This window comes from Streptomyces sp. SN-593, assembly GCF_016756395.1.
Taxonomy (GTDB): domain Bacteria; phylum Actinomycetota; class Actinomycetes; order Streptomycetales; family Streptomycetaceae; genus Actinacidiphila; species Actinacidiphila reveromycinica.
This window is the reverse complement of sequence record NZ_AP018365.1, coordinates 649237-661344: the sequence shown is the minus strand read 5'-3', so window position 1 is coordinate 661344 and position 12108 is coordinate 649237. Positions and strand designations below refer to the sequence as shown.

The window sequence follows — 12108 nt, the reverse complement described above, 5'->3', positions numbered from 1 at the left end:
TCGGCGTTCACTGGGTGTAATGGCCGCCGTCCTGGAGTGCACCCATGACCGTCCCGCAGTCCGCAGCGCGTCCGGCGCCCGTCGTCTTCGCCGCCCCCTTCACCGACCGCAAGGCATGGGCGGTGGGCCGCTCCTCCGCGTACCCGCCCGACGGCCGCAACCCCGGTGACAACAAACTCGACCAGATCGGCCCCTCCTACGGGCCGACCGCCGCGGGGGTCTTCCGGGCCCGCGCCGCGGGCGGCGGGCTGTGGCACACCGACCTGGTCTCCACCGAGTACGCCCCCGGCGGCTTCGAACTGCTGCCCGGCGACGAGCTGTCGGCGACCTGCGTCGTGGACGACACCCCGGGCGCCTGGCCCGCGCTGTGGACGTGGGGACGGGACGGCTCCTCCGGGCGCCCGCAGCCCGGCCACGGAGAAGTGGACGCCTTCGAGTACCACCCGACCCATCCGCACATGCTCGAACTGAGCAACCACGTCGGCGGCGCCGGCGACAACGTCGACGGGCTGGTCACGCCCGGCCGCCCCTTCCGGCTCGACGTCCTGCTCGGCGCCCGCAGCGTCCGCTGGCAGGTCGACGGCCGGACCGTCTACGACGACGGGCACGGCGTCGGGACCCGGTGGCGCGCGTGGCTGGTGGTGTGCATCAGCGTCTCGGCGGGGGCCTACGGGCACTCGGCGCCGGGTCCGGGGGTGCGCGAGCTGAGCTGGCAGTGCACCGACCTGGAGGTCCGCCGCCCGGGCGCGGGCCAGGGCTGATGCCGAAGCGGCCGGCCGGCCTCGGCGCTTCCCCCCGGTCGCCGATCCCGGCCGCGGCTCCAGGTCGCTGCTTCCGGGCGCCGCTTCCGGCCGCCGCCCCGGGCCGGTGTCGGTGCCGGGCGGTAGCGTGAGGGCGCGCCGACCCGCGGCGCGCCCGCACTCGCGGAACCCGGGAGGACGGACCGATGGCGACCAGCGCACGCGACGGTGACGGCGGCCGCGGCGACCGGCCGGGCGCGTCCCCGGACGCGTCCCCGGACGCGGAGGGGGCACCGGGTGCGAAGGGCTCCCCGGACCCGTCCGCCGACGCCTCCCCGTTCCCGCCGGTGGAGCCCGAAGCGCTCGCCGAACTCGCCCTGGACCTGCCGGAGACCACGGAGGAGAACCCGTTCGGCCCGGGCGCGGACGTCTACAAGGTCGGTGGACGGATCTTCGCGATCCTCAGCCCGGACGCCGACCCGCCGTCCGTCTCCCTCAAGTGCGACCCGGCCCTCGCGCTGCACCTGCGGGACCGCTACGCGGCCGTCACCCCCGGGTACCACCTGAACAAGAAGCACTGGAACACCGTGGCGCTCGACGGCAGCATCCCCCCGGACGAGATCGACGACCTGCTGGCGCACTCCTACGCCTGCGTGGTCGCCGGACTCCCGAAGGCCACCCGCGACCGCCTCGCCCTCCTGACCCCCGCCGTCACCCCGCCCGCGCCCTGACGCGGCGCCGCCGTGGCCCAAGTCGTGCGGTGGGAACGGGAGTACGCCCCTGCGACGCATGAAACACGTGGTGCCAGGCCATTATTAAAGATGGCCACCGCATGCAATTGCACATGTGGCCGTGCTCCGACACCCCCACTGCGAGGAGGAGAACGATGACCGGTCAGGGCGAAGGTGCCCAGCGCCACGTTGCTCCGCGGTTCCGGCCGGACGTGGCCGGAACCGCGGTGAGTTGGCGGAAGAGTTCCTACAGCAACCACGAGAGCAATTGCGTCGAGGTGGCGGAGCTGGGCGACGGAACGATCGGGATCCGCGACTCCAAGGACAGGAACGGTCCGATCCTGACCGTGGACCGCACCGCGATGCGTGCGTTCGTGACCGGGGTCGTGCGCGGCGAGTTCGCCGTCGAGTAGCGAGATCCAGCCAGATGTGACGTCGGGCCCTCCGCTTCGTGAGCGCTACGGCACGATAGGTGACCCGTACGGGGTGTGACCCCCCGAGAAGGAGACCGACCGTGCCAGCTCAACCGTCTCGCAGTCCGCGTGGGGCCCGTAACGTCCACGATCTGTCCGGGCGGGCCCCGACGGCGCAACGGATGATCTTCGGCGAGACGCTGAGGCAGCGCCGTCAGGCGCTCGGCCTCACCGCCGAGGACGTCGTGCGCCAGATCGGCCATTCCGCCTCGAAGATCAGCCGGATGGAGAACGGCCGGCACGACTTCAAGGAGGCCGACCTCCGGCGCCTGCTGGACGTCTACGGCGTGCACGACCAGGGGGAGCGCGACCTGCTGCTCGACCTCGCCCGCGCCGCCAACGAGCGCGGCTGGTGGGACGCGTGGAGCGACGTCTCCACCAAGACCCTCCAGACCCTGGTCAGTCTGGAGGACATGGCCCAGCGCATCCGCAGCTACGAGATCGCCCAGCTACCGGGCCTGGTGCAGACCGCCGAGTACACCCGCGCGCTGATCAGGGCCAACGCCCCGGGCAAGAGCGAGCAGGAGATCGAGCGGATCATCGAGCTGCGCGCGATGCGGCAGCAGCGGCTGATGCGCGAGCCCGGCAAGAAGCTGCTGTGCGTGCTGGACGAGGTGACCCTGGTCCGCCCGTACGGCTCCCGCGAGGGCATGCGCCGCCAGCTCGAACACCTGATATCCCTGGCCGACGACCCCGACATCGGCTTCAACCTGGTGGAGTTGACCAAGCCGAACCTGCCGGTGCAGATCGGCACCACGACGATCTTCGACTTCGCCGACGGCCAGCTCCCCGACATCGTCTACATCGAGCGCTCCGGCGGCGGCCTCTACCTCCAGGAGGAGCACGAGGTCGACGAGCACGTCAAGGGCTTCGACCGGCTGATGATCGCCTCGCTCGGCCAGCGCGCGACGGTCCGCCGCATCCAGGACCACATCAAGAAGTTCTGCTAGGTCCTTTCCGGCGCGGCTTGCCGGGGCGGACGCGCCGAGCCGTGCCTTCGAGGCCGGGGACCCCTTTGCGCGGGGTCCCCGGCCTCGGCGCCGACCGGTGCCGGTCCGGCTCAGGCCTTGCGGGCCACGCCCGCGTACAGCGACGACTGCGCGTCGGTGACCAGGGTGGGGCCCTCGCCGGCCTCCGGCCGCCACCGGTGGGCCACCTCGACGCCCGGCTCCACCAGCTCCAGGCCCTCGAAGAACCGTTCCACCTCGGCCTTCGAGCGGACCTGCAACGGGGTGCCGCCCTCGGTGTAGATGTCCGTGATCGCCGCCCAGGCACCGGGGTCGAAGTCCGGGGTGCAGTGGGAGATCGCCAGGTACGAACCCGGCGCCAGCCGGTCGACCAGCGTCCGCACCACACCGTAGGCGTCCATCGCGTCCGTCACGAAGTGCAGCACCGCGTTCAGGCTCAGGCCGACCGGCTGCGTGAAGTCCAGGCAGCCGGCCGCCTCCACGGCGGCGAGCAGCTTCTGCGGGTCGGTGACGTCCGCCTCGACGTACTCGGTGGCGCCCTGCGGCGAACTGCTCAGCAGGTTGTCGGCGTAGACCAGCACGATCGGGTCGTTGTCGGCGTAGACGATCCGCGCCTGCGGGACCTCGCGCTGCACGACCTCGTGCAGGTTCGGCTGGGTGGGGATACCGGTGCCGATGTCGATGAACTGGAGTATCCCGCGCTCGCGGGCGAGGAAGCGCGCCGAGCGGTGCACGAAGGCGCGGTTGATCTGGGCCACGGTCCGGATCGAGGGGAACCGGCGGATCACGTCCTCGGCCGCGGTCCGGTCCACCGCGTAGTTGGTCTTGCCGCCCAGGTAGTAGTCGTACATCCGCGCGCTGTGCGGGAGGTCCTGGCGTAACCGGTCGGAAACGCCGGTCTCCTCGGCGAACGTCGCTTCTTCCTCGGCCACGTGCTGCCCCCATCCTTCGCTACCACTCATCGGGCCGGACGGCCCTGTCGACGGCGTCGGCACCGTCGAGCGACTGGCGGCTCCGCCGGCACTGAGCCTGCCCAGTGCCGCCCTGTCCTGTCCGGTGCCGCGCCCCGCGCACCACCCGTGAAACGGGTGGCGCCGCGGGGCTGTTGTCACGCTACCGCGTTCTGCCCCGTCGCGAGCCGTGCCGGCCGTGAACGCCCCCCAAGGCCCGGCAGGGGAGAACCGGGCCCCGGCGGTCCGGCCGGGCCGCCTCAGACGGCGGTCGGGCCGGCGGACGGCTTGAGGGCGACACCCGCCTCCGCGGTGTGCACCAGGAACGTCAGGGTCTCCTGGAAGTACAGGTCCACCGTGGTCGCGGTGTGGCCGAGGTAGCCGATCGACACGTCCTGGCCGAGCCGCAGCTCGAAGTCCCCGCCGCGGGTGGCGAGCAGGAACGCCCCGTCGATCGCCGGCGCCCACACGATGTCGCCGTCCAGCAGCCGCGCGAGGTGCTGGTGGATCGGGTAGCCGTGGTCGGAGGTCTCGCTGACCGCGGTGTACGCGTCCGCGCTCAGCGCCAGCGTGTACGCCCCGTCGACGCCCGCCAGCCGCAGCGTGGTGACCGCGCGGCTGATCGCGTCCGGGTAGTCGCGGACGTCCGCGGGGAGCGTCAGCTCGGGGTTGGACGACGCGGCGCGGATGCCGGTGATGCCCGCGGCGGCGTACCCCTCGAAGACCGCCCGGTCCTCGGCGTACGCGAGCTGCTTGGCCGCGTCCTTGACCGGCTGCCAGTCCGCGTCCTTGGCGCCGCGCTCGACGTCGTCGACCTGGCCGCGGTCCACGGTGAACGGCACCCGCAGCTCCACCACCGGCTGCGAGCGGCGGGTGCGGGCGGTCACGCCCTGCGCGGGCGCGTCGATCCGGTCCAGGTGTCCGGTCGCCACCGCGGACAGCTCCGGCCCGGCGGGCTCGGGCACGTCCACGATGCGGCGGGCCGCGACGTGGCGGGCGAAGGTGCGCCGGGCCTCGGCCTCCAGGTCGGCCCACGCGGCGTCGGAGACGGGGGCGAGTTCGCGGTGCAGGTTGTTCACGAGGACGTGCTCCTGTTCAGGTTGCCGATGCCGAGGCTGCCGTCGGAGGCGGGCCGCGCGGGTCCGGGTGCGTCCGCCTGCGCGGGCACCGGGCCGGACCCGGCCGCCGGCGGCGGCGCCGTGCCGACCGCGGACCCGCGCGCCGGAGCGTCCGGCAGGTCGTCGAGGAAGTCCGCCGAGGGCACGTAGAACAGCGTGCCCGTGACGGCGGTGGAGAAGTCGAGGATGCGGTCGTGGGAGGCCGCCGAGGTGCCCAGGAACATGTTCCGCAGCATCTGCTCGGTGACGTCCGGGGTACGCGCGTAGCCGATGAAGTACGTGCCGAACTCGCCGCGGCCCGGGCTGCCGAACGGCATGTTGTCGCGCAGGATGTCCTGCTCCTCGCCGTCCGGGCCGGTGACGGTGTTCAGCGCGACGTGCGAGTCGTCGGCGTCCAGCTCGATGTTGGTCGCCTTCGTGCGCCCGATGATCCGCTCCTGCGCCTCGACCGGGAGCGCGTTCCAGGCGTCCAGGTCGTGCAGGTACTTCTGCACGATCACGTAGCTGCCGCCCGCGTGCTCGGGGTCCTCCGCGCCGACCAGCACCGCCTGCCGCGCCGCCGGGCCGACCGGGTTCTCGGTGCCGTCCACGAAACCCAGCAGGTCGCGGACGTCGAGGTACTTGAAGCCCTGCACCTCGTCCTGCACGGCCACCGCTCCGCGCAGCCGCTTCATGATCTCGGTGGCCAGCGCGAAGCACAGGTCGGGCCGGGTCGCCCGCAGGTGCAGGAGCAGGTCGCCGGGGGTGGCCGGCGCGCGGTGCCGCGTGCCCTCCAGCGGGGTGAAGGGGTGCAGGTCCGCCGGCCGCGGGAAGGCGAACAGGCGGTCCCACGCGGCCGACCCGACGCCGGCGACACAGCTCAACCGCCCGTCGGGCGCGCCGAACCCGATGGCGCGGGTCAGCCCGGGGAGATCGGCGAGCAGCTCGCGCGCGGTCTGCTCACCGCCGTCCTCGACCGTCAGCACCAGGAAGATCGCGGCGGAGGTCAACGGGCTCAGTACGGACTGCGGTTCCGGCTCGGTGGCCAATCCAGATCTCCCGATCGCTCTGCACCGCGCGGGCGGCGGCCGGCGCGTCATCTGGACCCTACTGCCCGGGCTTCCGGCGCGGTCGAACGGCCCACCGCCGCCCGCCGCCGGACCGCGCCAGGCGAGCCCCGCACCCGTTCTCCCGGGTGCCGCTGCCGGTGCCTGTGCCGGTGCGGGTCCGGCGGGTGTCCAGGGGTGCCGGAAGCGGGTCAGCCCTTGGCGGGTGCGGCCTCCGGGCCGAGGCCGGGGGCGGTCCCGTCGTCCGCGCCGAGGTCGGGCGCGGTCCCGTCGTCGGGCTCGCGGTCCCCGGCGGCTTCGGCGCGGACGTCGAACGGGTCGTCCCCTCCGTCGCCCCGGCCGTCGCCGCCCGCGCCCGCGCCCGCGGTCGCGCCGGCCGGGGCGGGTTGCCCGACCGGTGCGGCGCGGTCCGGCAGGCGGGCGGTGACACGGCGCGCCAGGGGCTCGGTGAAGCGGGCGCTGACCGGCCCGAGGACGACCAGGATCAGCACGTAGGCGGTGGCCAGCGGGCCGATCCGCGGTTCGGTGGCCACCGCGAGCCCGGCGATCACGATCGAGAACTCGCCCCGGGCCACCAGGGTTCCGCCCGCCCGCCACCGTCCGGGCGGCTTGATGCCGGCGCGGCGGGCCGCGAACCAGCCGGTGCCGATCTTGGTCGCCGTGGTGACGAGCGCGAGGACCAGCGCGGGCACGATCACCGGCGGGATGTCCGCGGGGACCGTGGAGAGCCCGAAGAAGACGAAGAACACCGCGGCGAACAGGTCGCGCAGCGGGGTGAGGAGGTTGCTCGCGCCCTCGGCGACGTCGCCCGACAGCGCGATGCCGACCAGGAACGCGCCGACGGCCGCCGAGACCTGGAGGCGTTCGGCGACGCCCGCGACCAGCAGGGTCAGGCCGAGCACGACGAGCAGCAGCATCTCCGGGTTGTCCGAGGAGACCGCCCGGCTGATCAGCCGGCCGTGGCGCAGCGCCAGGTAGAGCACCGCGCCGACCGTGCCCAGCGAGATCAGCAGGGTCAATGTGCCGCCGGCCAGCCCCGCGCCGGCCAGCAGCGCGGTGAGGATCGGCAGGTACAGCGCCATCGCCAGGTCCTCGATCACCAGCACGCCCAGGATGACCGGCGTCTCCCGGTTGCCGAGCCGGCGCAGGTCGCGCATCACCTTGGCGATCACCCCCGAGGAGGAGATCCAGGTGACGCCGGCCAGCGCGACCGCGGCGACCGGGCCCCAGCCCAGCAGCAGCGCGGCGGCGGCACCGGGCACCGCGTTGAGCACGAAGTCCACCGCGCCGGAGGGGTACTGCGTCCGAAGACTGGTGACCAGTTCCGACGCGCTGTACTCCAGGCCGAGCAGGAGCAGCAGCAGGACCACGCCGATCTCGGCACCGGTGGCCACGAAGTCCTCGCTCGCGTCCAGCGGGAGGATCCCGCCCTGGCCGAAGGCGAGTCCGGCGAGCAGGTAGAGGGGGATCGGGGAGAAGCCCACCCGGCCGGCGAACCGGCCGAGCAGGCCCAGAGCGAGGATGATCGCCCCGAGTTCGACGAGCATGGACGTCGTGTTGTGCACGAGCGGCTATCCTCCGGTGATCAGTTCGGCGACGGCGTCCACGCCCTCGCGGGTGCCGACGACGACGAGCGTGTCCCCGAGCGCGAAGCGGAAGTCCGGCGTCGGCGAGGGGTGCGCCGAGGTCCGCCGCAGCACCGCGACGATCGAGGCGCCGGTACGGGTACGGGCCTGGGTGGCGCCGAGCGTGCGGCCGGCGTACGGCGACCGGCTGTCGATCTCGATCCGCTCGGTGACCAGGTCGATGCCGACCTGCGCGCGGCGCAGCTTCGCCACCGGGTCCGGCAGCAGCAGCCGGGCCAGCGCCCCGGCCTCGGCCTCGGTCAGCGGAAGGGCGCCCGCGCACGCGTCGTCGTCCTGCGGGTCGCGCAGCGCCAGTTCACGCCGCCCGTCCTGGTGGACGACGACCGACAGGTGCCCGCCGGCGTCGGTGTCGAGGTCGTAACGGCTGCCGACGCCGGGCAGCGGGGTCTTGCGAACGTGAGCCGACAGGCCCATGGCGTGCTCCAAGGGGCGTACGGGGGTGGGGGACGGAATCCTGCGCGGTGGGTGCCGCGGGCGGCGGTGAGCGGTCCCGTCGGCGGCCGCGGCGGCGCGGGCACTACGGTCCCGGGCCGTGCCGGGCCGTCGGTCGGGGCGCCCGGCCCCCCGGCCGGGCCGTGCGGACCTCAGGCGCCGGTATCGGGAACGCGGTCGCGCGGTGCGCACCCGGCGGGTGTCGCCCGGGCGCCGCCGGACGTCCCGGCCCGCGGAACGGCTGCCGGGAGCGCGGTGGTCCTTCCGTGCCGCACCATCCCGCCGTCCCTCCCGCTCTCCCGCCGTTGGTATGCGTCAGGTAAAGAACCCTACCGCACGAAGTAATGGGTCAATGCGGAAGAGGTGCCGTATAAGCGCCCAATTGCACCCGGCCTTCGGTGCTCCCGGCGGCCGGTGGCCCCCGCGCGGCTCCCGTACCGGGCGGGTCGGCGGCCGACAGCCCGGGCTCGCCGAGGGGGGCGGGGGAGGCCGCGCGGGTGGTCCTGGGGGCGCGTGGACGCGGTGGGTCCGCGCCCGCGCACCGGAGGCGGGTCGCGGCGGCCCCGCGCGCGTCGGCCGGCCGACCGGGCGGCTCGGGGGCCTTACTCCGCGGGGCCCGCGGGGGCGGTCAGGCGCGGCGCAGGGCCGCGGGGGCGGCCAGGAGCAGCGCGAGGAAGGCGACCGCGGCCGCCGCGGCCCACCCGGACAGGTGGTAGGCCGACGCCGCGACCGTCCCGCCGAGGCTGTTCCCGACGTAATACGCCGTCAGGTAGAGCGCCGACGCCTGCGCCCTGCCGCTGCGCGCCGTACGGCTCACCGCGCCCGACGCGACCGCGTGCCCGATGAAGAACCCGCCGGTGATGAGCACCAGCCCGAGCAGCACCGCCCACAGCGGCCGCGCCAGCGTCACCGCCAGCCCGCCCGCGCACAGGGCGAGGGCGACGGCGAAGGCCCCGCGCCGGCCGACGCGCGCGGTGAGCGCTCCGGACGCGGCGGAGGTGCCCGTGCCGACGAGGTACACCAGGAACACCGCGCCGACCGCGGACTGCGACAACGTGTAGGGCGCGGAGGTGAGCCGGTACCCCAGCACCGTGTAGACCGCTCCGAACACGGCCATGAAGAGCATCCCCACCGCGTAGAGGCGGCGCAGCCGGCCGTCGCGGAGGTGGCCGGCGACGGTGCGGCGCAGGGCGGCCGGCGAGATCGACCCGGGGGTGAAGTGCCGCGCGGGCGGGGCGAGGACGCGGAAGGCGACGGCACAGGCGAGCGCCGTGGCGCCGACCACGAGCAGGGCGGTACGCCATCCGTACACCTGGGCGAGCGCGCCGCCCGCGACCCGGCTGCTCATCCCGCCGATGGAGTTCCCCGCGACGTACAGCCCGATCGCCGAGGGCACCGCCGAGGGGTGCACCTCCTCGGCGAGGTACGCCATCGCGGTCGCGGGCAGCCCGGCGAGCGCGACGCCCTGGAGCGCGCGCAGGGTGACCAGCACGGCGAGGTCCGGGGCGAAGGGGACCGCGAGCGCCAGCAGGGACGCGGCGAACACCGAGACCGTCATCACCCGCGTGCGTCCGTACTTCTCGCTGAGCGCGCTCGCCGGCAGCAGGGTGAGCGCGAGCGCCCCGGTACTCGCCGACACCGTCAGACTCGCCTGCGCGGGGGACAGCCGCAGCCCCGCGGAGAGCGCGGGCAGCAGGGCCTGGGTGGAGTACAGCAGCGCGAACGTGGCCAGGCCGGCGGCGAACAGGGCGAGGTTGGCCCGGCGGTAGGCGCGGGTGCCGGCGCGCAGCCGGTCGTCCTGCTGATCCCGCTCGTCCCGGTCGGCCCCCGGCCCGGACGCGCCGACGGGAGGTGCTACGGGGGCGGGGTCGGGGGCGGGGGCCGGGGTCAGGGCGGTGGGCGCGGGACGGACGACCGCGCCCGCGCCGGTATCTGCGGGGTCCATGACAGCGACGCTAGGGCGGGGTGTTCGCATGCGTCCAATGCATGCAAGGGGCAGAATCGATCCGGCAGTGCATCAAGGCAGCGTGGAGGGGAGTTCCGTGGCCGGTGGCGGCGAGGAAGAGGGCCCGCGCGGGGCGGGGGAGTCGCGCGGGGCGGCGGAGTCGCGGACGGACCCGGGGGAGGCGCCGGCGACCGGCCCCGGGCCTTCCGCTGCCGCGGGCACCGGTGCGGCCGAGGTGTCCGGCGGGGGCGCGGGCGCGGCTCCGCGGGGCAAACCGCCGCAGGCGCCCGCGGCACCGGCGGAACTGGCCGCGGGCGCCTGGGCGCTGCTGCTCGCCCCGCGCCTCGCCCAGTTCGCCGCGGTCGCCCGCGAGGCCCACATGACCCGGGCCGCCGACCACCTCGGCATGCCGCAGTCCACCCTCAGCCGCGCCGTCGCCCGGCTGGAGGCGGACCTCGGCGTCACCCTCTTCGCCCGCCAGGGCCGCACCCTGCGGCTGACCCGCGCGGGCCGGACGTTCCAGCAGGCCGCGGAACGCGCGCTGGCGCAGGTGGAACGCGCCGCGGAGGAGGTCCGCGCGGACGCCGACCCGGGTGGCGGCCGGGTGGCGTTCGGCTTCCTGCACACCCTCGGCCCGGAGACCGTCCCCGCCCTGCTGCGCGCCTTCCGCGCCGACCACCCGCGGGTCCGCTTCCACCTCGTGCAGACCTACGGCGAGGCCATGCTCGAACGGCTCAGGGCCGGCGCGCTCGACCTGTGCCTGACCTCGCCGCTGCCGGTCGAACCCGGCCTCGTCGTGCGGCGGTTGGACGAGCAGCGGCTGCGGCTGGTGGTGCCGGCCGGACACCGCCTCGGCACCCGGCGGCGGGTCCGGCTCGCGGAGGCGGAGGCCGAACCGTTCGTCACCCTGGAGGCCGGGTACGGGCTGCGCCGGATCACCGACGCGCTGTGCGCCGAGGCCGGGTTCGCGCCCCGCGTCGCGTTCGAGGGCGAGGAGGCGGAGACGCTGCGCGGCCTGGTCGCGGCCGGCCTCGGCGTGGCGCTGCTGCCGCCGCCCGCGGTGCCCCGGCCCGGGGTCGCCGAGTTGGACCTGGTCGGGCAGCGCGCCGTCCGCGAGATCGGCGTGGCGTGGCTGGAGGGCCAGCGCGACAGCGTGCCCGTCGCCGCGTTCAAGGCGTTCCTGCTGGGCCGCAAGGGCACCCTGCTGCCGAGGTGAGCGCCGTCCCCTCCACCCGGTCCGGGGGCGTTGTCGGAGGCGCGGTATACGGTGCGGGAATGGGTGAGGAACGGGTGGATACGGGCGGGGCGTCGGTGGCGGCGTCGGTGGCGGTGCGGCTGAGGGAGTGGGCCGAGGGCGACCTGTGGGTGCTGGAGCGGATGAACACGCCGGAGATGACCACGCACCTCGGCGGGCCGGAGACCGAGGAGCAGGTGCGTGCCCGCCATGCGCGCTACCTCCCGCCGGACGCCGACGGCGGGAGGATGTACGTGGTGGTGGCCGACCTCGCCCCACACGCGGGTGCACACACAGGCGCTGACCTGGACCCGGGGGCGGACGGCCGGGTGGTGGGCAGCATCGGGTTCTGGGGCCGGGTCTGGCAGGAGGAGCCGGTCTTCGAGACCGGGTGGGGCGTGCTCCCCGAGTTCCAGGGACGGGGCGTCGCGGTGGCCGCCGCCCGGGCCGTGGTCGAGCGGGCGGCCGCGGTCGGCACTCGCCGCCACCTGCACGCGTACCCGTCGATCGACCACCGGGCGTCCAACGCGGTGTGCCGCCGCGCGGGCTTCACCCTGCTCGGCGAGGTCGCCTTCGAGTACCCCAAGGGGCGCCCGATGCGGTGCAACGACTGGCGGATCGACCTGGCGGAGGGCGGCGGTCCGGGGCCGATACCCGGGTGACGCAGCTCCGGGAGGGCCGGCCGCCTGGGACACAGCTCCGGGAGGGCCACCGGCCGCCTGGGTCGGTGCCTCCCCCGGGGCGGCCGTGCCCGACGCGCCCCGTGCGCCGGGGCGGAGGACCGCGGCGGCCGGCGGACGCGCGAGTTGGGGTGCGCGGACCGGG

12 protein-coding genes are annotated in these 12108 nt (G+C 75.0%); 6 read left to right on the top strand and 6 right to left on the bottom strand.

Annotated features, from left to right (window positions below):
• The first annotated feature begins 44 nt into the window (after positions 1 to 44).
• The 4 genes from RVR_RS02810 (at position 45) to RVR_RS02795 (ending at position 2894) form a co-directional block, all read left to right on the top strand.
• Positions 45 to 761 carry a LamG domain-containing protein gene (locus RVR_RS02810; RefSeq protein WP_237404532.1) on the top strand — a complete coding sequence of 239 codons (717 nt, stop codon included), beginning with the start codon at positions 45 to 47 and terminating at the stop codon, positions 759 to 761.
• 185 nt (positions 762 to 946) lie between these two features.
• Entirely contained in the window at positions 947 to 1471 is a 525-nt protein-coding gene (locus RVR_RS02805; RefSeq protein WP_202232261.1) for an MmcQ/YjbR family DNA-binding protein, read from the top strand.
• A 155-nt stretch (positions 1472 to 1626) separates the two neighbouring features.
• Entirely contained in the window at positions 1627 to 1884 is a 258-nt protein-coding gene (locus RVR_RS02800; RefSeq protein WP_202232260.1) for a DUF397 domain-containing protein, read from the top strand.
• A gap of 182 nt (positions 1885 to 2066) precedes the next feature.
• A complete protein-coding gene (locus tag RVR_RS02795) occupies positions 2067 to 2894 on the top strand; it encodes a helix-turn-helix domain-containing protein (RefSeq protein ID WP_202232259.1) in 828 nt (275 codons plus the stop codon).
• A 110-nt stretch (positions 2895 to 3004) separates the two neighbouring features.
• On the opposite strand, the gene RVR_RS02790 is transcribed toward RVR_RS02795, so the two are convergent.
• From RVR_RS02790 to RVR_RS02765, 6 genes are all read right to left on the bottom strand, one after another.
• Positions 3005 to 3844, bottom strand: a complete 840-nt coding sequence (locus RVR_RS02790) for an SAM-dependent methyltransferase (RefSeq protein WP_272933053.1) — start codon at positions 3842 to 3844, stop codon at positions 3005 to 3007.
• Between the two features lie 278 nt (positions 3845 to 4122).
• Positions 4123 to 4941 (bottom strand): family 1 encapsulin nanocompartment shell protein, encoded by an 819-nt coding sequence (locus tag RVR_RS02785; protein ID WP_202232257.1) that lies wholly within the window; start codon positions 4939 to 4941, stop codon positions 4123 to 4125.
• Positions 4938 to 6059, bottom strand: coding sequence for a Dyp-type peroxidase (locus tag RVR_RS02780; protein ID WP_202232256.1), 1122 nt, complete (start codon positions 6057 to 6059; stop codon positions 4938 to 4940). The genes RVR_RS02785 and RVR_RS02780 overlap by 4 nt, the downstream gene beginning before the upstream one ends.
• Positions 6060 to 6217: 158 nt before the next feature.
• On the bottom strand, positions 6218 to 7591 hold the full coding sequence (locus tag RVR_RS02775; protein ID WP_202232255.1) for a cation:proton antiporter: 1374 nt from the start codon (positions 7589 to 7591) through the stop codon (positions 6218 to 6220).
• A 6-nt stretch (positions 7592 to 7597) separates the two neighbouring features.
• The gene (locus RVR_RS02770; protein ID WP_202232254.1) at positions 7598 to 8086 is read right to left on the bottom strand and encodes a cation:proton antiporter regulatory subunit; all 489 of its coding nucleotides are present in this window, start codon (positions 8084 to 8086) and stop codon (positions 7598 to 7600) included.
• Positions 8087 to 8732: 646 nt separating this feature from the next.
• A complete protein-coding gene (locus RVR_RS02765) occupies positions 8733 to 10049 on the bottom strand; it encodes an MFS transporter (RefSeq protein ID WP_202232253.1) in 1317 nt (438 codons plus the stop codon).
• A 304-nt stretch (positions 10050 to 10353) separates the two neighbouring features.
• Between RVR_RS02765 and RVR_RS02760 the strand changes: the two genes are divergently transcribed.
• On the top strand, positions 10354 to 11265 hold the full coding sequence (locus RVR_RS02760) for a LysR family transcriptional regulator (RefSeq protein ID WP_237405211.1): 912 nt from the start codon (positions 10354 to 10356) through the stop codon (positions 11263 to 11265).
• 59 nt (positions 11266 to 11324) lie between these two features.
• Positions 11325 to 11945 (top strand): GNAT family N-acetyltransferase, encoded by a 621-nt coding sequence (locus RVR_RS02755; RefSeq protein WP_202232251.1) that lies wholly within the window; start codon positions 11325 to 11327, stop codon positions 11943 to 11945.
• Positions 11946 to 12108 lie beyond the last annotated feature (163 nt).